Consider the following 22430-nt stretch of genomic DNA (forward strand, 5'->3'; position numbering starts at 1 on the left):
GGGTTTTTCCTGGTGACACTTTTTCCAATAGATATGGGAAATTAAATTGTTCAATTCCATCTAATTCTTTCGATCTACCACAAAATAAACAATAGTCATGAGTTGAAACAGACAAACCTTCACCGCAAATCCTTTTAGGTGGGTAACTGTGGGGGGAAAGGCTGTGGCAGCCTCACTTTTTTGAGAAATCCTCTGGATTTATCTCCTTATAGCCTCCTCTAGACTCACTGGAACTGATTTTTTAATATTCAATTGGCTCGAAATCAGGGTACTAATGAAAAGGTGCTCAAAATTCAATTGACCTGGGTGTAGGTCAGTAAGCCTGTGATTGGACCTCTAAAGTCAACTTAAATTGTTTAGGTGTTCGATGGCTTTGCCCATATCAATGGCTTTGCCTAAGACAGCTTTGAAACTATCTTTCCTTTCAGTCATGATGTTTGGAACTGTTTTTATGGTGTAGTCTGTAATTTTTAATCCGGTTTTAACTTCTGACCAGTGCAATGGCATTGATACTGTAGCATGAAGTTGAGGCCTTAAACTGTAAGGCGCAACGATGGTTTGACCTTTTCGGTTCTGTAGGTAATCCAAATATATTTTTGGGCCTCTCATTTTGAGCGAGCGTTCCAAAGTGGTCAGTTTTGGAAGTTTTTCCTGGACATAATAGCAAATTAATTTTGTGAAATCACGTGCTTCTTCATAGTTGTATTTCCCTCCCATGGGTAGATAGATATGTAAGCCTGATGCACCAGAGGTTTTGCAAAAGCCCTCAATACCTGCCAACTTTAAAATGTCATTCGCAACCAATGCCGTTTCAATTACCTGTTCGAATGTGTTCTCATCTGAGGGGTCTAAATCGATGATAGCATAATCAGGATGGTCCAATTGATAAATGGTGGAATGCCAGGGATGAAGTTCGATGCATCCGAGGTTGTTTAAATACAGCAAGGTGGCCTTGTTTTGACATAATACGTATTTGATGTCTTTGTCAGAAGATGTTGAATAAATGGTATGGGTATCCGTCCAGTCAGGCAAATGCTCATGGTCTTTCTGGTAAAAGGATTCGCCATGGATGCCAGTGGGATGTCGATGCAAGCTTTCAGGACGGTCTACGAGGTAGGGTAGGATGATGTCAGACATCTGAATATAATAATCTAACATATCGTATTTGGTATAACCGGATTCTGGCCAATAACTCTTTTCAGGATGTGTGATGTGGAGGGTGATCCCATCCACTTTCAAAGCAAATTCTTCGTCAGGTGTCTTTTTTTGAGGAGTTGGATTTTTAGATGGTATTTGATGCTGTTCGAAGTCCAAATTTTTATCCTCACGCAACCTTAAAAAAACTGGGTGGCGCATTACCTTAGATGAAGTCCATTCCGAAAACTTCACTTCACAAATCAGTTTAGGAATCAACCATACCGCTTCACGGCCTTTGAGGTGTTTGCGAATATCGAACACTGGTTCCTCCGTTTTGAGTACTTCAAACTTGTAATACAACTCTTTTATCTGTTCTTCTGAAAAACCGGAACCACAAGTCCCCACATAGGTCAATTGGCCATCTTCCACCATCCCTAAAATTAAGGACGCAAACTTTCGGGATTTTTTCTCGGAAAGCGTATAGCCACAGAGGATGGTTTCTGTGTTTTCAATTTTTTTGAACTTTAGCCAGTGAGGAGAACGAAGGTTTAGGTCGTAACTAGAATTGGCTTTTTTGGCGATGACACCTTCCATTCCCATTTCTACGGCTTGGTTATAGACTGTTATTCCCATGGTTTCGATGTGGTCGCAATAGTGAAGATGTGTCGCTTCCGGAATCAATTCTTTTAGCAATTGCTTGCGGTCTATCAAGGGAAGTTCCAATGTGTCGTGATCGTTGAGATGCAACAAATCAAATACATAATATACCAATACTCCTTTGGTGGTCTCTTCATTATAATTTTGCAAAGCATTAAATTGCGGTAGTCCTTCAGCGTCCAGCACTACTATTTCACCGTCGAGAATTGCCGTATGTGCTATTGTCCTTAAATCCCTCTGTATGGGGATGAATTTTTCATTGAGAGAAATCCCATTGCGTGAATAGAGTTCCACTTTGCCATTATGGATGTTAGCCAATGCCCGGTAACCATCATATTTTAACTCGTATATCCAGTCCTTATCATTAAAGATTTTCGTTCCCGGAGAGGCGAGCATGGGTTTTACAATAGTCTTTGGGTCTAATTTTTTGGGGCTTTGGAATGCCTTTATAGAAAATGCCTCATCGGTAAAATCTTCGGCATCGTAATCCAGGTCAGTGGCAAATGCATCATCATGTTTTATGAGCAACCATTGTTCTTTTTTATTCATGGAGGAAGAACGCACCAAGGTAAAAATTCCCTTGAGTTTGCTGCCTTGAAAGATGATTTTTAGCTTCCCAGTGTTATAGTCTGAAGACAGGGAATTTTGTGGGTGTAAATTTTTGTAGTTCCCCTCGTCCCAAATGGTCATTTTTCCTGCGCCATAATTGCCTTTTGGAATGACCCCTTCAAAGCTTAAATAAGCAACGGGGTGGTCTTCGGTTTGTACTGCCAGACGCTTGTCTCGGGGATTCATGGAAGGTCCTTTAGGGACTGCCCAGCTTTTGAGAACTCCATCCATTTCTAAACGCAGGTCGTAATGTAAATGACTGGCACGATGTCTTTGGATGACAAACCTGGATTGGTTGCTTTTTTCAAGCACATCTTTAGGTTCAGGTGTGTCTTTAAAGCTTCGCTTTTGTCGATACGCTTTGAGTCCCATTTAGGAGGCCATCTTTTTTCGTTGCTCAAGACTTGCCTTAAGCTTTGCCATCAAATCTTTGGCAGCAGTCGGTTCACTTTTCACTTTTTCAACCTTAATTTTTTTACCGGTGGATTTAGATTCTATGGTCTTCAACAGTTGTTCGTTATAGACATCCTTGTATTTCTCGAAATTGAACTTTTCAGTATAATTTTCAATAAGGGATTCCGCCATGGCAATTTCCTTATCAGAGGTTTTGGATTTTGGGATTTTTATTTCTTTTGTGTCTCGGATTTCTTCAGCGAAACGAATAACATGCAAAACGATGACATTTTTATACACACCAATGAGTGAAAGATTTTCTTTTTGACGCATGACAAAGGTTGCGACACCTAATTTGCCGGTTTTCTTTAATGCATCCCTTAACAAATTGTACGCTTTCCCACCTTCCTTTTGCGGTTCGAGATAGTATGGGTTTTTAAAAAGCATATCTGCCACTTCGGTTTCTTCTACAAATTCTTCGATATCAATGGTTTTGCTTTTTTTGATGTTGGCATTTTCAAAATCCTCTTTTTCTAAAATGACATAGGCATCGTCTTTTTTATAGCCCTTCACAATGTCTTTATACGCTACTTCCTCACCAGTATTTTCGTTGACACGTTTGTACCTGATTCGGGCATGGTCATGTTTGTCAAGCATGTCTAAATCGAGGGTACGCCCTTCTGATGCGGAATACATTTTTATGGGAATTGAGACAAGCCCAAAGCTGACGGTGCCATTCCAAATTGATTTCATAATATTTTTTTAGTTTTATACCTGCTATTTGTCACATCCTTTCTATTTGGATAATTCACCCTAGTGGCATCAGGTTAATATTCTCCAATAGCCTGAATTCTTTGGATTACAATATTTCTAATCCTAACAGGAAATTCTCCTGCAAAAAACCATCCAACTCTTTCTAGAAATAACGATTTAATAAATATCCATGATTTTTAACCCATGGTTTAGAGAAATATATAAGATACGATTTTGGTGGTATTATTGCTTTTTTAGGCAACAATACTGACAAAATACCGACCTAAGTTGGTTTACCAATCCTACTAACCAATATTTTCGAAATCGGCTTAGCTAGTAAGGACTAGATCCTCTTTATAACGTAAAATGAGACATTGGGATGGATGCAAAAAGTGATTTTTGTAACACAAAAAATAATTTATGGGGGAAAACCCAAAATAAGTCGCAAAATAGTAGCTATCTCTCCTGTTGTTTTTTAAGTATTGATCCTCTCAAAACGATTCAAAGTTATTTTTTTTCACATTGCCAACATTGTCAATTGAATAACCAACAGGGGGGCCTACTTTCCAAACCATCTGAGGCAACATTTCCAATAGTACTTTTCGATGGTCATCAATGACTTGGGTATTCCCCTTTTTATAGGCAATATTGTCCCATTCATTTGGGTCATTTTCGTGGTCATAAAGTTCTTCCAAGTTGATTTCAGGATAATAAATATAGCGGTACCGCATGCTTCTCACGGCATGACCTATGATTGCATCCTTTTTTTGGTTGGTGAATTTATAGCTTGATATAACAGGTGATGTAATTGTATTTGGGTCTTTAAGCTGTGGCACTAAACTTTTTCCATCCAGGTGAGAAGGTTGCTCAAATCCCGTCAAATCCACCAGTGTAGGGTATAAATCCATTAAACTTACCGGTTGTTCACATACCATCCCTCCCAGAGACATGCCTGGTGCAGAAATGAGCAAAGGTACTCTGGTAGATCTTTCCCAAAGCGTGAATTTTTCGATATTGTCTTTTTCTCCCATATGCATGCCATGATCGGACCATAAAACAACTATGGTATTGTTGGCATGTTCAGAATTTTCATAGGCATCCAATACCCTTCCTACCATAGCGTCAGAGAAGGTGATGGAAGCTGCATAGGACTGGATTATTTTTTCCCATTGATCGTTGTCCAATACCCATTTCATTATCCTTCTTCGGCCATGATCGAAAGCATCTTCCAGGTCATCTTTTTTTCGTTCCGGTAAAACGATTTCTTCCAGTGGGTACATGTCGAAATATTTTTGCGGAACTTCCCATGGGTCATGCGGCTTCCACATCCCTACGGCCAAGAAAAAGGGTTTGTCATGTTGCTGCCCGAGTTGGTACCTGGCCCAATCAGCTACATGAAAATCGGCCATTTTTTCATCAGGAACAGGAATTGCTCCCCAGGTCCACCAGCCATTTGCTCCCCCACCAGGACGGTTTTCATTGTCCACATCCTCCGGATAAATGACCTCTTCGGGTGCACGGATCTGATAAGGGTGGGAAATATAAGGGCTAGGGTAGTAAAAATCCCAGTTTGCTGGTTCTACCTGACTCGTAGGAGCCCATGGTGGTGCCTGACTGTGGTAAATTTTGCCTGCCCCCAATGTTTTATAGCCATTTTTTTTGAAGAATTGTTCTAGTGTAGTCACCTTCTTTAGGGCATCAAATTCCCGCCATTTAGGGCCGTCTCCCCAGTACACGTTTTCGGCTCCAGAACGGGCGTGATGAACTCCGCTGAGTATAGCCGCTCTAGTCGGCGCACAGGCCGGAGCCGGGGTATGGGCATTGGTGAAAATCATTGAAGCCGCAGCCAGTCGGTCTATATTGGGGGTGTGGATTTTCATGCCCGTGTGACCAGACAAAAAGCCTGCCCAGTCATTCATGTCATCCACCGCAATAAATAAGATATTTGGTTTCTCCTCAATTTGTTGCTGTGGAGGGCTGCAATTGCTGAGTAGCAGCAAAGTCAAGGCGAGTAGGGAAAAGCGGAATTTTAGTGGTAAACTGTTCATAGGTGATGGAGGAAGATTATTATTGGTACAAGAAGTGGCAATCATCCTAAAATTAAAACACAAAGATGATCTGGTTATATGGCTGTATTAGATAATAGCTTTGCTATTGTAGGTTTTGGAGTGAAATAGGGTTTAGTTAAGGCTTTTTAAGCCTATAATGTTAATTTTTGATTTTCACTTATGTGTTAAATTAGCGATAATTTTTTTATGCTGTGGAAAAAAATCAGTTAGCTCTATTCTGGTTTTAAGTTCAAAGTCTACAAAGCTAAATCCCGGAGAGACTGTGCAGCCAACCAAAGTATAGGAATTCATATGGATTACCTCTGCACCAAACCAATAACCTCCAGGAACGATAAATTGAGGGACTTCGCCTTTAATTAAATCTCGTCCAATAAGGTGCTCTTCATGTATTCCTGATTCTGATATGGTGTGTATTCTGATTGGAGAGCCGTCATAAAAATGCCAAATTTCGTCTTGTTTTATCCTATGGAAAGCGGAAAAATTATTTGACGTTAATAGAAAATAGATACAAGTTGAATAATTTCTTTTACCCGTATAATTTCCACCTAAACTGTCTTCGTTGATCTCCCCAGAACTTCTGTAAGTCTCTTTAAAATACCCACCTTCTGGGTGTGGTGCTAAATCCAATGTGGCTATAATCTTATCAATCGATTTTTTCATTCAGTTAATTTTATCAATGGCGTTGAGAATGTATCGTATTGTTTTGTAGGATTACTTTTCTTTCAGAAATTGTATTCAATTTTTAATTTCTATGTTTTCCTCTGTTGTCTTAATTTAAATATTAATTACAACAAAAGGTAGAAAATTACCATCATTTAAAATCTCATTTTTAGTTGGCTGAAATTTTCCTTTCCCATTATCAGCAAGAATTCATTCTGAAATAAAGTTCTAAATACAAATTTTAACTGATCCATAGTATGTTTCTATTCTTTTAAACAAAATTGATAGATGACAATTCTTTCCCAATTTCCTGGATACCGTGCAATATTTTTTCCGTCTGTTTGCTAGATGGAAGTTTTTTACCGCTAGCATATTGAGACAATAGGCTTGGACTCATGCCTATGCGTTTAGCAAGAAAGTTTGCATTTAGCACCTTGTAAAACTGAAAGAACTGTTGTAAATCTATTCTTAACCTTAGATTGGCAGTTGTAATGGTAGCCTAGCTCCTCATAATAGAGATTAAGGGCTTCAATTAGGTTCTCATATAGCGTAGAGATTTCCTCGGAAGTCGTGAATAGAATAGGGCTTGATCTTCAGCATATGTCGAAAACCCGGTTGCTGTTTTTTCTACAACATTGTCTATTTTCTTTTTCCATTTTTTCATCTGTATACTCCTTAAATTCCAGCTTGGTTGAAAAGCTTTTTCTGTATACCTAATCCCAGTTCCTGACTTCCATGATTTGGGAAAATGAATGTGCCATCCTTCTTATCATGTTTCAGCTTTACGTGTCAGCCCTTTTGAAAAACTGAATACCATCGGTCCTTCTTTAGGATTCTTGGTTCTGAAAAAGTTAGCCCATATCAATAAAAAAATAGTGGCAAAAATATCAGAAGTCCTGCTCCTAATACTTAAGCCACCATTTTAAAATTTCTAAAAGTCCTCTAATGTTTAATAAGCCACTGGTTCAGCAACAGTATATTCACTCGTTTCGGTAAAGGTTCGGCCAAACATGTCCTTGGCCCTTACGGTAATCGTATGTTTGCCTACCGGTAATTTGGTGTCGATTCCGCCTCGCCACAGGTGGGTGACATTTACTGGGTTAGATGGTCTTCTACCTGGCTCCAATTCCTCCATTAAGTCCCATTCCATAACAGTAGCTACATAGGAAGGGTCAGGGGCTTCTACCCAGTTCATTTTCTTCCAGGGACCATTGTCAATTTTGTATTCTACAAGGTCATTTTTATCTCCCATATAGAAGTTGGCAAAGATGCCTGAACCTGTGCCTCTATTGTTGGCCACTACTTTGGGGTTAAAGATCTTAATCTGGTGTTCTTTTGATTCTCCGATTACCTGGTAATCGATTTTGTATTGGTTGCCTTCTATATGCAATAGGGCATAGCCTTTTGGAGTGCCATCACGCATGGTGGAAACAGGTACGCCATCCTCATTTATTTTTCCTGAATACCAGTCACCAGAAGTGGTTCCTGCATTGTACTCATGAAAAGGATTTTGACCTTTCCATCCGTCCTCTTCGGTGTAGAAATTATGGCGTTGCAAATGGGTGTGTGCAGAAAGGGCCAATACATTGTGGTAATCCTTCAATAGATCAAAAATCTTTTGTCGGTCACTGTTCCTGAAACCATTTTCATTGATATGGAGAAAGGGGATATGGAAAGACAAAACAATTAATTTGTCCTTTGAAACATGCTTTAGGTCATTTTCTATAAATTCCAGCTGGGTTTTTGTAAACCCACCCCAATAGCCTTTGCCATCTCTTGGATCTGGATAGAGAATGTCATCCAAAATGATAAAGTGGGCATTTCCATGGTTGAAGGAATAGGTAGCAGGGCCAAAGACACGCTCGAAGGATTCGTCAGAATGCTCGTCTACCTTTGCATCGTAGTTCATGTCATGGTTGCCCATCACATTGTGCCAATGCCAGCTGGTTTTTTTCAGGATCTCCACATAGGGAGCGTGTAAATCCAGATCATCACCTGCCAGATCACCCAAACTGATGCCAAAACTAATATTTCCTTCATTTTTTGCCTTGTCTACAACACCTTTGGCGAATTGATCCAGTTCTGTTGTATTATATGGTTGTGGGTCTCCAAAAACCATGGCAGTGAAATTGTCAGGCTCTTCGCTTTTATTGAGGGCGAAATTCAGTGATTTGGGGAGTTTATCGGTAGGAGCGGATCCCTTGTATTGAAGTTCTGGTGAGCCTTCTGGCTTGTGGATATAATAATAATCCGGCAGCTGGTTTTCTCCAACCGGCACTTTAAATCCACTCGGCTTGATAACGAAAATAATGTTATCGGATCCTATCGGTAAGGAGTATTTTCCTTTATCGTCTGTTAGCACTACTTCTTTGCCATTGCTAACAGCCACTTTTGGAATCCCTTTTTCCCGACGTTCCTTTTTTCCATTTTGATTGCTGTCTTCATAGACATACCCAACGACATTGTTTTGTGCCATTAGGCTAAAGCTGAGACTGATGGCCCAGCAAAAGCTGATTAGTTTTTTCATGAGCTATTGTTTGTTTAAAATACCTGGGAAGAAGAATATTAGCTGAACTGTCTTCTTTCCGGAATGAAAATCAAATATAGAGAATGCCCTAACCAAGGATTAGGGCAGCCTATTAAATAAAAGTTATTATTCAAACACCTGGAATTAACAGCCAGGTCAAATTGGGTTATTGTTGTTAGCGACTTCCTTTGTTGTGAAATACAACCAAACCATCTTTTCCAGCCACCACAATGTCCTTCATGCCATTGCCATTTAAGTCAGCAACAGAGAAATACAAACCTGCCCCCTTGCCTTCTCCAAAAGGTCCATAGCTAATCACGTTTTTGGTAAATGACTCGCCGTTCCATTTGAAGTAATACATTCCCATATGGTCATTTCCTCCAGGGTCGTTGCCGTTGTGTGCGCGGTAGCGTTTGCCGGTCACGAGTTCCATTTCCCCGTCATCGTCTATGTCCACCCATTCCATTGTGTGGTATTGAGATTGGTAGGGGTCGATGGCATGTTTTATAAAAGTTATGGTGTCTCCGCTTTTGACCTGCTCGTACCAGTGCAAGCCATAGTCATGTCCTTGTCCTACGATGAGGTCATTTAAACCGTCTTTGTTTACATCTACTACTATTATTGGCACACTGGCACCGCCAAGTTGAAAGGTATCATGTAGCTTCCATTTTCCATTTTTGAGGTCTTGAGGTGCTTCAAGCCAGCCTTCTGGAACGATAAAATCGCCTCTACCATCTCCATTTATATCTCCAAATCCAAGGCCATGTCCATGCTTTTCCGTCACAGGATGTTTTTCAAATTCGCCGGTGCCTTTGCCTCCCGCATCAAGAATCAAGGTGTAATAGGCGAGGGGTTGGTTGGGCGTGTTGGGTACAATGTCCAGGTGTCCATCATTGTCCACATCCCAGGCACGGGTAGTTTCCACATTGCCAGGTTTTGTTATTTCATGAATGGCCCATTCCTTGTTGCTCCCTGGGTTTTCAGCCCAGTACAGGGTCTGTCCAAACCAGCCTCCAGTGACATAATCCATTTTACCATCACCATTGACATCCATTGGAATGGTAGAAAAATCATCAAAATATTCGCTAACCCGCTTTACCTGACCGATTAATTGTCTTTTGGTAAATTCAGGGCCTTTGTACCAATAGCTTCCCGAGACGATGTCGAGTTGTCCGTCTCCGTCTACATCAAAGACACCTGCCGATTCAGCAGTCTCCATGGCTATCAATTGTTTTTCAAAGGTTATGGGCTTGGGATCATTGCTCAATCCTGCCAATAGAAGCGCGATATTAAGGGTTAGATTCATGCATTAAAGATAGCTTTTTATCCAAAATAACTATCCTGTACTGTCCAGTTTTCTAAGAACGGTATTGCCTTCAGCCTTTATGGTATTTTCATTGGAGGAAAGCAGGTCATGCTTTTTCCAAACTTAGTATTGCGTAAGTACAATGGAAACCTTTAGTCTTTAGGTAGAAATATGCCAATTAAGGGTAAAGATAATTACTGCCAATCCCATCATCACAGGCCTTTCATCCTCGTTATAAAACAAACGGTAGTCAATGCTCAGTCCATTTGTTTCAAAGGTTTTGTCCCCCAACATTTCTAGATCAATGGCCCCAGAAAGGTATTATCCAGATGAAACAAAATTTAATAAAGCAATTTTATGTTGTGGCTTTTAAAAAAGGAATATAAACCAGCCCCATTCCCAGAAGAGCCACTCGGGAGTCCAATAACTATGCATAATATAGATGAACTGATAAAATATTCCTTCTTATAAAAAAAAGAAGATGCTATAACCAAAAAAAACACGGCCAATTTTTTTGCAAAATTAGCCGTGGAGTATTTAAATTAATGTTTTAAAAACCATTCGTTTATCCTGGGGTTGAAGTCTTCTATGTTTTCCCAGTGGAAAGCATGACCGCTTTTTGGGTAGGTGTGTAAAGTAGCATTCAGAAGGGCACCTGCAACCTCCCTGGTCATCCACAGCGGGGTGAACTTGTCGTCTTCTCCTCCGATGACCAATACAGGCTGCGTAATTTTGTGCAAATGTTCAAGAATGTCATGATCCATACAGGCAGCAGCCTGCCCTTCAAGCCCTATCAGGGGCTGTGGGTTGGTGTCATTTTTCGCATTTTCCCGGTCTTCAAGCATTCCTTGATAGTTTTCTTCATCGTCAAAGGAGGCTTTTGAGAAAATTAGCAGTTGTATGTATCTGCTGAATTCTTCAGGTCTTAACCTGGCCTTGATGTCCACCATATGCTTGAAGATGTCTGTGGCGGTATTGTCACATCTTGCCCAGGGACACATCAGTACCATAGACCTAACGAGTTGAGGATGCCTAAAAGCAAGTTCCTGTGCAATGATGCTTCCCATAGAAACACCAGCTACCCTTACTTTTTCCAAACCAAGGTGCGCCAATAATCCCGCACAGTCATCGGCCATTTGAGCTGAAGTATAAGGGCCGGCAGGTTTGTCAGAACGTCCAACGCCACGATTGTCTACAATAATACACCTGAAGGATTGCTGCCAATGATCCAGGTGCTTTTCCCATACTGCTCCAGGGGCAGTGATGCCCATGATCAGAAGCAGAGGCTCTCCTTGTCCGCATTCCTCATAATAGAGGTTGATTCCATTGCTTTTAATGGTTGGCATGGGCTATTTCAATTTTGGAATAAGGGATTCGTGCACCCATTTCCCATCGTGAAGAGTTACAAAGTCAGGGTCTTTCAAAGCCTCTTGACCCTCGTCTTCACAAATGATCCAACCATCAAATTTCTCGTCTTTTAACCATTGAGTGATGCTAGTAAGCTCCACTTTTCCATTTCCCATCAAGGTGAATTCAGGATTTCCGTCCCAATCTTTGTAATGAACATGGTTGATCAAAGACTTGTACTCCTTCATTTTGGTCAAAGGATCCATGCCGCCATTGATGATGTGTCCTACATCAGGGCACCAGCCAGTAACTTTCGGGTCAAGTGATTCAAGGATTACCTTGTAGTCTTCCTCTGTTCTGGTGATGGAAGTGTGTGGAGAATTGGGATGAAAGCTGCTTGTGACACCATGATCTTTGGCTCTGGCCGATACGGTATTGACGATGTCCACCAGGTTTTTCCTGCGCTGAACAAGTTCATGTCTCCCTGTGGGGATTTGTACCGTACAAAGAACTGATCCAGGAAAGCGGGACAATAATTTTATGGCTTCATCAGCAATTTTTTTCTCTTCATCAGTTTCTTTGTTCCCATTCCAGTCCAAGGCCAAGGCTACTGCGGCTAGTGAAATGTTTTGCTCTTTAAGCTTTGCTTCAAGAGCATCAGCATTTGCCAATGGGCCCATCCAAGTGAAAATAGGTTGTATACCGGTGAAGCCTGCTTTGGAAATTACCTCGATCATATGGCCAAGCTGGCCTTTATAGGTTTCTCCATTGTTGCTCATAAACCAAGTATAAACTTCTGCGCCGAAGCGAAAGGGTAGTTCAGACATTTCGTATGGTTATTTTGGTTAATGTTAATAATAGATTGTTACTGATATTGGTGAAAGGGCTTAAAGCCCGTGTTTTTCACCCATCATTTTAATGAATTTGTAGCCATTTTCTGCCATCTCCCATGGTTGGGAAAATTCCCTCCAAACGCCTATTGAATTGGCGAAATCCGGATCATTCCTGGTGAAGCCTTCAATGGTTAGCCAGCCTTTGTACTTTATCTCAGCTAAAGTAGCGAAAGTGTCATCCCATGGAACATGCCCTGATCCAGGTGTGCCCCTGTCGTTTTCGCTGATGTGCACATGATGCAAAACAGGCGCTATTTTTCTAATGGCGTCTCCCAAGTTTTTCTCTTCGATATTTGCATGATGCGTATCAAACATCGCCTGAACGTTGGGGTGATCTGTTTTTTTGATCAAATGAAGCAACTGCTCCATGGTGTTGCACAGGTAGCATTCAAACCGGTTCAATGCTTCTGGGCAAAGAACTATTCCCGCTTGTTTGGCATGTTCTCCCGCTTTGTGCAATACCTCGGCACTTCGAGTGTATTCATCTTCGTTGGGAGATCTTTTGGCAAAAGTAGAAAAGGCAGAATGAAAGGGCCCGCATATAATTTTCGCTCCCAGATCATGGGAGCGATCTATGGTCCATTTTATTTTGTCCAAAGCTTTTGCCCTCACTTTTGGATCTGCATCTATGGGGTTTTCATCGGGGCCCAATACGAAAACAGTACTGCTTTCAAGCCCTGCGCTTGCAGTGAATTCCCCAATTTCCTTATAAGGTATTTCGTCAGGTGAACCCACGAAAAATTCTACACCATCATAACCAATCCCTTTTAGTCTTTCGATGATGGGTTTTAATTCATCAGAAACCGAAGCAGACCATGCCAGGACGTTAAATCCAATCTTGTTCATTGTATGTTTTTATTTTAGGCTTTAAAAATTATTCGAAATCAGTGACCTTCATGCCCAGCCTGAAATTGTCAAAACCAAACATAGAAGGTGCGTAATCGCCAATAATGTCCACTTTTGCTTTTTCAGGAATCTTGTCTTCCATACCCAATCCCCAATAGCTGGCATTGACGATCAAACGGCGAAGATCTTCGCTCAAAAGGTCTACGGATGCTCCCAAAGTGCTGGCAAACACTTTGCCTTTCTTGCCTCCTTCTAATTGGTAGCTTTTGGTCCACACCACAGGCATTAGGGATTTTTTCCAATTGATGGGTGCTTCTGCATTCATTCCAGCTGTAGAGGCTCCATGAATCAATACCTCCGCATCTTCTCCTAAGGAGGTGACCGTGTACACATCCGAGGCGGCCCAGATATCAGTTACACCATTTAATAGGGGGTTCTTAGCAGAAACCTGGATACCATCTAAAAGGGCACGTGTGCCTTCTACAGCATGATGTCCATGGTGGGCAACCCAGGTTTCACCCAATATTTTTTTACCGAAGCCTTTTTCCCACCCTGGCACTTTACTTTGCCAGTGGTATTTGGCATAAGGGCTTTTGTTGTCTTTTCCATAGGCAAATGCATGGGTGGAAGTTCGCAAGGCTACAAGAGGTTTTCCAGTTTTCAGGTAAGCATCAAAATATTTCATTTGCTCATCAGGGAGTTCCCTAAAACGCAACAAAATGATGACCAAATCCGCTTGTTCTAGGTGTTCCATTCCCGGAATATTGGTTTTGTAATTTGGAACTACCTGATTGTTCTCAGGATTGATGGCAAATAGAACCGTGGTGTTGAAACCATGGTGTTTGGAGAGAATTTTTGCCAGCATAGGCAAACCTTCTTCAGACCTGTATTCATCATCACCACTAATCAGGACGATATTTTTTCCTTGCCCAGCACCAGTCTCGCCTTTGAATTGTAACAGAAGCTTGTCACCCTGGGCCAAGGCCAGACTTGCAGACCAAATAAAGGTGAAAATAAATAGGGTGGCTAATTTGAACCCTTTGCTATTGAATTGATTTTTTGTATTCATTTATAGGAAATGTTATTTCAAGATTTAAAGTAAGAAAATTGTTTGGAACAATGCTTCATTTAATCAAATAGATATAAGTAAAAATGTATAAAAGGGGTAAAAGGATGACTGATTTCCTTTTTACCCCTTTTGTTTCTTGATTGTTGAACCCACTAAGGCTATTAATAGCCTTGGTTTTGGCTTAATTTATCATTGTTTCTTATTTCGGCTGTAGGTATTGGGAAAAGTAATTCTCTTTCTTTAATTGTGGGTCCATAAGTGAATTGATGTCCTACGTATTCTTCAAATTCTCCGCTAGTCACATTCCAGGCCTTTCGCAGCCTTACCATGTCGAACCAGGTTTTATTTTCGAAGCACATTTCCACCCATTTTTCCTTCCATACAGCCGTTCTGAATTCTTGTTGGCTCAGGCCTTCAAGTGGGTCTAAATCAGCTCTTTCACGAATTTTATTAACAGCCTCAAAAGCAGCCTCAGTTGGGCCATTAACCTCATTGATGGCTTCTGCATAGATAAGCAATACCTCAGCATACCTGAAAACAGGCCAATTCAATCCGCTACTGGTAGTGTTCAGTTGGGCCTCTTCATCAAAATGTTTCCAGATGTAATAATCTCCTAATTCTTTGATGGTACTTCTGTCAGACTCTAAACTGTACTCAGTATAGAAAAAGGTTTTTTCATTCGCTCTTTTATCATTTTCTTCAAATGCATCTATAAACTCCTGATTCGAGAAAATCCCACCTGTTTCAGCACTATATGCAGAAATACCTCGGTTATAGGGAATAATGGATACCTGCCAGGACGAAGGGATAGTAAAAGCGGCATATTGTATCATGAAAATATGTTCTCCCTGGTTTTTGTCTTCCACTGAGTGAAGCTTGTCATAATCTGTAAACAGATCATAGACGCCGGATTGGATGACATCATTGGCTTTTTCTGCTGCCAATTGATAGTATTGATCACCTGCTTGCAGTGGATAGCCGGCCATGGTAAGGTATACACTTGCCATTAAAGTCTTGACTGCTCCTAGTGAAACCCGCCCGCTGGTATCTCTCCAGGGCAAGCCGGCATTCTCTGCTACTTCAAGGTCAGCTACTATTTGGTCATATACTGCTGAAGTGGAGGCTGCTTCCGGATACAATTCAGGACTGGTCAAATCTATTGGTGTCGTAATTAAAGGGATATTACCAAAGATCCTGATAAGGTTGAAGTAATAATAAGCCCTGAGAAACCTGGCTTCTCCCAAGAGTTTGTTTTGCGTGGCATTGTCCATTTCTATTTCTGGGATCTTTTCTATCGCCAGATTCGCATTGGCTATTCCTCTATAATAATTTGTCCAATAATTTTGTCCATAACCATTGTCTGAATTGTTAATTAAATTCCTGACAAATAAGCTGTTTTGGGCCTGACCAAGTTCTGTATTGGCGAGACCTGTGGCAAATTCAAGCATCATCCAAGGGCCGCCACCAAATCCAGATTCCATTACCGGTCTGAGGCTTTCATAGATTGAGTTTACTACACTGGTAGCATGTTCTGGACGGGTGAAATAATTTTCTAGCGTAAAATTGGATTTGTCTGTTTCATCGAGGAATTCATTGCATCCCCAGGATGCGATCATCAGCAAACTGATAAGGATCACACGACTTATGTTTTTTATGTTCTTTTTCATATCATTCAAATATTCAAGTGAAACTGATTAAAGGGCAATGTTTATTCCTAGCATAAATACCCTTGGTTTGGGATAGGCATACAAGTCTACCCCTTGGTCAAATGGAGATCCTGAAGTAGATACCTCAGGGTCATAGCCTTGGTATTTGGTGCTAAGGAAAAAGTTTTGAACGGAAACATAGGCCCTTAACCTACTTAACTTAAGCTTTTGTATCAGTGTAGGTTCAAAAGTATAAGCGAGGAGTAAATTTCTTCCTCTTAAAAAGGATCCATCTTGGGTTCTGTCAGAATCGTTAAATGTATTGTATCCTGCAGTCAATGGTCTCAATTGTGCAATATTTGTATTTTGATTGTCTGGTGTCCAGGCATTTAAAACGGTTTTGAAACTGTTTGCTATTCCCTGGCGATCTTCCGCAGAGTGTTTGCTTCGCCACAATACTTTATTGCCATAGTTAAATTGAAGGTCCACCATCAATTCAAGGTTTTTGTATTGAAAAGTATTCATTAACGTACCAAATCCCTTGGGGATTCCCTGGCCTATAATGACCCGATCGTTGTCATTAATGGCGCCGTCGCCATTGACATCTTCATACTTAATATCTCCTGGCAACTTAAGGTATTGGGCGGCGAGATCAGCTTCATCTATATCCCAGGTTCCTAGGTGCACAAATCCGAAAAATGAACTTACTGGTTCGCCTTCTCTTATAACAGTAGATCCTGAAAATATATCCGCCCCACCCGTTAATTCCAATACTTTATTTTTGTTTATTGATAAATTAAAATGAGTATCCCATTTGAAATCTTTATTTACCATGTTAACAGAATTTAAGGCAAATTCGACCCCTTTATTTTCCATACTTCCAATATTTCTGGTTACAAGGCTGTAACCACTACTTGAGGGGACAGGTGCATTAAGGAGCATGTCCTCAGTTATTTTTCTGTATAGGTCAAATTCAAAAGTAAGTCGGTTGTTTAATAGGCCTAATTCTAATCCTACATCAGTTTGGAAAGTTTTTTCCCATCTAAGGTCGGGGTTTGAAAGTCGGTTAACACCCAATCCTATGCTTCTGGAATCATTAAATATGACGGTATAATTACCCATTCCTGCCAAAGCCTGGTAGGCTGCTATTTCAGAATTTCCTGTAACGCCATAACTTGCCCTGAGTTTTAAGTTGGAAATGGTTTTATGATCTAAGAGAAAGTCCTCTTCTGAAATCCTCCAAGCCAAGGCGGCAGAAGGGAAAACAGCATACCTATTGGCTTCACCGAATTTTGATGATCCATCAATTCTACCAGTAAAGGTTACCAAATATTTTTCCTTTAGGTTATAATTAAACCTACCAAAATAGGAGTTTAACCCATATGCAGATGTTCCGGACAAGGTTTGATAAACATTGGCTCCGGCACCTAGGTTATTGAACATAAAGTAATCATCCTGAAAATCCTGAGACCTTGCTGTGCTGTTAAATCGATCCACGTGTTGCCATGAAATTCCCAAAAGTGCATTGATTGATTGGTTTTCATCGATGTCTTTGTTGTAAGTCAAATAATTTTCAAACTGCCAGGAGTTTAATCTGTCATTCATAACTGAAGCATCTCCACGTTGATTTTTGGCAATGTAGTTAAGGGTTCTGCCTCCATAATAATCAACCCTTTGATTGATTATATTGCTTGCCAGTACGGAGCGGAACTCCAGTCCTTCAGTAAGGTAAAAATTAGCATAAATGTTTCCCAGCATGGTTTGGGTATTGACATTATAGACCCGGTCTTTTGCTACATGTAATGGATTGTTCCCACCTTCCATGCCTGGATAATCTTCATTACCGGCCCAGCTGCCGTCGCTGTATTTGACGGGAATAATGGGAAGTGCTTCCAATACCTGTCTCATGGCAATAATGCCTCCAGCGCCCAAGGGGTCGACCTGGTTTTCTTTCTGATCGGTATAGCTAAGACTGCCTCCTACTTTTAACCATTTTTTTATTTGACTGTCAAACACGAACCTACCAGCATACCTTTTTAAGTAGGATTCTCGCATAAGCCCTTCCTCATTTCTGTGGTTGACGTAAATGCCATAGGAGTCTTTTTCATTGCCTCCCGTTAGTCCCAATTGGTAATTTTGAGTGACTGCTTTGCGGAAAGATTCATCCTGCCAGTCTGTGTCATGAAGAGGATTTCCATTGGCATCAAATAATAATGGATTGGTTCTTTTTAATTTGGGGTCAGTATAGATGCCATTTGCCCAGCCCGTAGGGTCATATTTTTGGGCATTTTGATAGGCGATGTCTTCTACCATAAGAAATTCTTCAGAATTCAATAATGGGATTTTTTTTGGAAGTACACCCACGCTAACATCCGTATCGAAGGTGATCATTCCGCCTGAATTGTTGCCTCTTTTAGTAGTTACCAGAATAACGCCATTTGCTCCTCTGGCACCATAAATGGCTGTTGCGGAGGCATCCTTCAATACTTCTACAGATGCGATATCATTAGGGTTTATATAGTCAATAGGGGTGCTGCCATTGGCCAGGCCTGCAGCATGGATGATTACCCCATCGATAACATACAATGGGTCATTGGCGATGCTGACGGAGGTGTTGCCTCTAATTCTGATATTGGCTCTTCCTCCAGGTCTCCCGGAATTAACGGAAACATTTACCCCTTGAATTCTACCTGACAATGCCTGGTTTAGGGAGGCTGAAGGCCGCTCCTCGAGGGCTTCACTGTTTACCGAACCTACTGAGCCAGTTAGGTCGGATTTTCTTTGGGTACCATATCCCACTACTACCACTTCCGACAAGTCCGAAAATGAATAACCAAGTAAAATTTCTATGGTATTCATCCCTGGCTCAATAGTGACCTCTTTTTTTCATACCCGATAAAACTCGCAACCAGAATTTCACCATTACTTACTTCCAAACTAAACTTACCATCAATGTCTGTGACAGTACCTCTAGTTGTTCCTTTGACCAATACGGATGCTCCAGGAATCAATTCCTGGTCCTCTTGTGATTTGATCAAGCCATTAACCGTTCTGTTTTCCTGAGCCATTATTTGGCTACTGAAAAGTAAAAGAGAGAAAACAAATGCCAGTATTGGGTATTTGTTTGTTGTAATAAAATTTCTTTTCATAATTTTTGGGCTTAATGATAGTTAAATTTAAAATGAAAATAAACCTATATTTTATATGTATTTATCAATAAAAATATAAAATAATTTAATGATATCTATCCTGTCCTGTCCTGTATAGGTTATCAATCAAATTTAATTTGCTTAAGTCAAGTTTATATTAAATAATTCGTAATATAGTTTTGTGATAACTCGATACTTAGGTGTTCTATTCTGATTTATGATTTAATAAAAACTAAATCTAAAGGTGGTTAATTGTGGGTTTTTCGATAAAAGATATCAGCTTGTAGTCAGTTATTTAGGTTGGTATATGATTCTGTTTGTAAATTTTCCTATTGCATATTTCGGGTTTGAAGGCGGATAAGCATCTCGAATTTTTGTATTAGAAGCTTAAATCGATTCCATTAAGTAAAAGGATAAAGTAGTGTGCTTCGTTTTTTTGGTTTAATGATGTGATATGAAGTATTTTATTTCTAAACTTTGTATTGTTATCTTAGGGTAAATTTTATTGCTATGGATTTTGGAAAGCTTAGAGGATGGGTGTTATTAATGCTATTCTTTACATTTTACGCCTGTAATACAGGTGCTCAAAAAACAAATGAGGAAGAGGTGTATCTATTTTCTTACTTCACAGGAAATGGTGAAGATGGACTGCATCTTGCCTATTCTACAGATGGCTATGCTTATAAGGCCTTGAACGGAGGGGCATCTCTACTTACTCCCACAGTTGGAGGAGACAAACTTATGCGCGACCCCTGTATAATTAAAGGTGCAGATGGTTTATTTCACATGGTTTGGACGGTCAGTTGGAAAGAAAAAGGGATAGGTTATGCCTATTCCAAAGACCTCATCAACTGGTCAGCGCAACAGTTTATACCGGTAATGGACCATGAACCGGATGCCCGCAATACCTGGGCCCCAGAGGTGTTTTATGATGCTGATGAAGAATTGTACATCATCTATTGGTCCACCACCATAACAGGCCTTTATCCCGAGACACAATCTCAGGAGGACAATGCCCACAATCATAGGCAATACTATGTAACAACAAAAGATTTTAAGACTTTTTCAGAAACCAAGTTGTTCTACGAGCCAGGCTTTAATGTGATTGATGGAACCATTCAAAAGCACGATGGGAGCTATTATTTATTCGTGAAAGACGAAACCAGAGAGCCTGCAAAGAAGAATATTCGCATAGCCAAAAGCAATTCTCTTACAGGTGGGTATGGAGCAGCAGGAGAGCCCATTACGGGGGATTATTGGGCAGAAGGCCCCACAGTTACTAAAATTGGTGACCAATGGATTGTTTATTTTGATAAATATACGGAACACACAATGGGAGCAGTGATGTCTTCCGATTTAGAGCACTGGACGGATGTATCAGAAAAAATCAGTTTTCCTGAAGGTACCAGACATGGAACAGTATTTAAAGTAGGTCGCTCTTTTTTGGATGAATTGCTTTTAAAGATGAAATAGGGTTTTAATTTTTTGCGGGGTCGGAGACAATGGGGTCAAAATATAAGTTTTAATAGCTGCTAATTCTGGTTCTTCTATGTCCAATTTTTTAGATACCCATACCATGAAGTAGAAAGAAAACCTGGTGCCCCAGCCTGAGTAAGGTTAGGTTTTTTTAAAGAAGAGTAAAACCACCGTGATTGATAGACATGTTATGATTCATTATATTCAAAACCCACCGAGTGGCATGGATTGCAAGTGCGATGACTGCTGAAAAGGAAATCAGAAAGCGTCAATAGAAATGAGCTTAAAAATTAGGATAACCTATTCTTTATTAATAAGTTAGTAAGAAGGGTAGGTTAAAAAAAAACCTAACTATTGTTCTCACCTTTTAAAACCTTAAAATATGAGTTTAATTTCATCTCGTAAACGCATCCAATTTAGTTTGCCAAAAAGTTATTTGAGACGTAGGAGGTTTTTTGCATCAATGCTTGTTAATTGGCCAGGCATGATAAGGCCCAGGGTTAAAGGCTTGTTTCTTTTATTTAAGGAAGGGCTGATTTCAAAGCGCAATGATTCTATTTGAACGCTTTCCTGGAATAGGCTAAATTCTACCCATAAAGCTAAAACATTCAGATTACCAACAGGTCCTAATAAAAAATTGTAACCACCTGATTTCAATTAAAAGTCGTCCAAAAAAAACGAGCAATCATTACAGGACCTTTAGTAGGCGCGTGTGTTTGTTATAAAGCGTTTATTTAAACGCTCTTGTCTGGCTGTTTTTTTGCCCAATTTTTTTTAAGGAATTTAAGGAAGGATTGATCACTATCAACTTTCGGGAAGTCATCTCCCAATAAATAGCCATAAGGTTGAAGGGAAGGTATCCTGTCTAAAGTGATTTTTAAAATCCCAACCAAGGGAATGAACAGCACCATGCCGGATATTCCCCAAACCGCACCTCCGACTAGAACTGCCAGCAGGACTGCCAAGACATTTACTTTAACTTTTGCTCCTACAACTAAGGGTGTGATCAAATTGTTCTCGATGAGCTGAATTGCCCAAAGTACAGCCAATGTGAAGACTGGTGCTAGAATTGTGTCAGAAGTAAGGAAAACGTAGAAAATAACTAAGATAGAGCTAATGGCTACACCTATATAAGGTATAAGGTTAAGTATGGCTATAAATAGGGCAAAGAGGAGGTAGTACTTTATGCCGAAGAAATAAAAATACAATCCCGACAATAAGGCAACAAAAAAGGTGACTTTTACCATTCCTACCAGGTAGGCATTAATCACCCGTCCAGCATCTGCCACCCATTTTAAAATGGACTCATTTCTTTTAGCAGAAACTTTTAATAAGAAAGCCACAAAAAAATCTCTATAGTACAATAGTAAAAATATATACAAGGGGATGATACCTATTAAGGTAATCGATTTGCCAGTATTGAAAAGGGTTTCATTTAAGTTTCCGTCAGCAAACCATTGGATAGATTGCCATTCTTCTTTGTCCAGGTAATTATTTATACCGAAATAGGTTTCTAATTCTGACCAATACTTATTGGTTTTTTCATGCAATAGGGTGTTCATTTCAGGGATGTCGCTAAGCAATAGCACCATTTGATTGATGAGGATATATATGACAGAAGCCCCTATAACTGAAACAAATAGAATACTGACAGCAATAGCAAATGATCTGGGTAAATATTTGGACTCTAGCCACTTGCTAATGGGGTACAATGCAAAGGCAAAAAAAGCACCCCAAACCAAAGGGACAAATATAAATGCCCCGATATTCATTAACCATAATAATAGCGAAATCGAAACAAGAGAATAAGCTATAAATTGTATGGGATGAAGTTTGATTGTGGACATGGCAATGCAATTGATTAGAGCAATAAAAATAAGGAATAGTAAAACA

Annotated in this window: 16 protein-coding genes; 1 reads left to right on the forward strand and 15 read right to left on the reverse strand. The window is 40.2% G+C overall.

Features of this window, described 5'->3' with window-relative positions; all coding sequences use genetic code 11:
* Positions 1-342: 342 nt before the first annotated feature.
* The 14 genes from ligD to AC0L7T_RS04255 all read right to left on the reverse strand — a co-directional run bounded on the left by ligD (position 343) and on the right by AC0L7T_RS04255 (position 19061).
* Positions 343-2775: a DNA ligase D gene (gene ligD / locus AC0L7T_RS04190; RefSeq protein ID WP_473341222.1), complete on the reverse strand. Its 2433-nt coding sequence runs from the start codon at positions 2773-2775 to the stop codon at positions 343-345.
* Positions 2776-3549: a non-homologous end joining protein Ku gene (gene ku / locus AC0L7T_RS04195; protein ID WP_473341223.1), complete on the reverse strand. Its 774-nt coding sequence runs from the start codon at positions 3547-3549 to the stop codon at positions 2776-2778.
* A gap of 491 nt (positions 3550-4040) precedes the next feature.
* Entirely contained in the window at positions 4041-5597 is a 1557-nt protein-coding gene (locus AC0L7T_RS04200) for a sulfatase (protein WP_473341224.1), read from the reverse strand.
* 174 nt (positions 5598-5771) lie between these two features.
* Positions 5772-6278, reverse strand: coding sequence for a cupin domain-containing protein (locus AC0L7T_RS04205; RefSeq protein ID WP_473341225.1), 507 nt, complete (start codon positions 6276-6278; stop codon positions 5772-5774).
* A gap of 675 nt (positions 6279-6953) precedes the next feature.
* Entirely contained in the window at positions 6954-7058 is a 105-nt protein-coding gene (locus tag AC0L7T_RS04210; protein ID WP_473343347.1) for a type II toxin-antitoxin system HicA family toxin, read from the reverse strand.
* 169 nt (positions 7059-7227) lie between these two features.
* A complete protein-coding gene (locus AC0L7T_RS04215; protein ID WP_473341226.1) occupies positions 7228-8805 on the reverse strand; it encodes a calcineurin-like phosphoesterase C-terminal domain-containing protein in 1578 nt (525 codons plus the stop codon).
* Positions 8806-8980: 175 nt separating this feature from the next.
* Positions 8981-10111, reverse strand: coding sequence for an FG-GAP repeat domain-containing protein (locus AC0L7T_RS04220; RefSeq protein WP_473341227.1), 1131 nt, complete (start codon positions 10109-10111; stop codon positions 8981-8983).
* Positions 10112-10653: 542 nt separating this feature from the next.
* Positions 10654-11457 (reverse strand): alpha/beta fold hydrolase, encoded by an 804-nt coding sequence (locus AC0L7T_RS04225; protein ID WP_473341228.1) that lies wholly within the window; start codon positions 11455-11457, stop codon positions 10654-10656.
* A 3-nt stretch (positions 11458-11460) separates the two neighbouring features.
* Positions 11461-12285 (reverse strand): sugar phosphate isomerase/epimerase family protein, encoded by an 825-nt coding sequence (locus tag AC0L7T_RS04230; protein ID WP_473341229.1) that lies wholly within the window; start codon positions 12283-12285, stop codon positions 11461-11463.
* Positions 12286-12345: 60 nt separating this feature from the next.
* Positions 12346-13197 carry a sugar phosphate isomerase/epimerase family protein gene (locus tag AC0L7T_RS04235; RefSeq protein ID WP_473341230.1) on the reverse strand — a complete coding sequence of 284 codons (852 nt, stop codon included), beginning with the start codon at positions 13195-13197 and terminating at the stop codon, positions 12346-12348.
* A 28-nt stretch (positions 13198-13225) separates the two neighbouring features.
* Positions 13226-14266 (reverse strand): ThuA domain-containing protein, encoded by a 1041-nt coding sequence (locus AC0L7T_RS04240; protein WP_473341231.1) that lies wholly within the window; start codon positions 14264-14266, stop codon positions 13226-13228.
* A gap of 161 nt (positions 14267-14427) precedes the next feature.
* On the reverse strand, positions 14428-15933 hold the full coding sequence (locus AC0L7T_RS04245) for a RagB/SusD family nutrient uptake outer membrane protein (RefSeq protein WP_473341232.1): 1506 nt from the start codon (positions 15931-15933) through the stop codon (positions 14428-14430).
* A 27-nt stretch (positions 15934-15960) separates the two neighbouring features.
* Positions 15961-18771: a SusC/RagA family TonB-linked outer membrane protein gene (locus AC0L7T_RS04250; RefSeq protein ID WP_473341233.1), complete on the reverse strand. Its 2811-nt coding sequence runs from the start codon at positions 18769-18771 to the stop codon at positions 15961-15963.
* Positions 18768-19061 carry a carboxypeptidase-like regulatory domain-containing protein gene (locus tag AC0L7T_RS04255; protein WP_473341234.1) on the reverse strand — a complete coding sequence of 98 codons (294 nt, stop codon included), beginning with the start codon at positions 19059-19061 and terminating at the stop codon, positions 18768-18770. The genes AC0L7T_RS04250 and AC0L7T_RS04255 overlap by 4 nt, the downstream gene beginning before the upstream one ends.
* 510 nt (positions 19062-19571) lie before the next feature.
* Here AC0L7T_RS04255 and AC0L7T_RS04260 point away from each other — a divergent pair.
* A complete protein-coding gene (locus AC0L7T_RS04260; protein ID WP_473341235.1) occupies positions 19572-20534 on the forward strand; it encodes a glycoside hydrolase family 43 protein in 963 nt (320 codons plus the stop codon).
* A gap of 737 nt (positions 20535-21271) precedes the next feature.
* Here AC0L7T_RS04260 and AC0L7T_RS04265 read toward each other — a convergent pair.
* Positions 21272-22384: an AI-2E family transporter gene (locus tag AC0L7T_RS04265; protein ID WP_473341237.1), complete on the reverse strand. Its 1113-nt coding sequence runs from the start codon at positions 22382-22384 to the stop codon at positions 21272-21274.
* Positions 22385-22430: the final 46 nt, after the last annotated feature.

Source organism: Cyclobacterium sp. 10D3-21 (assembly GCF_055809755.1).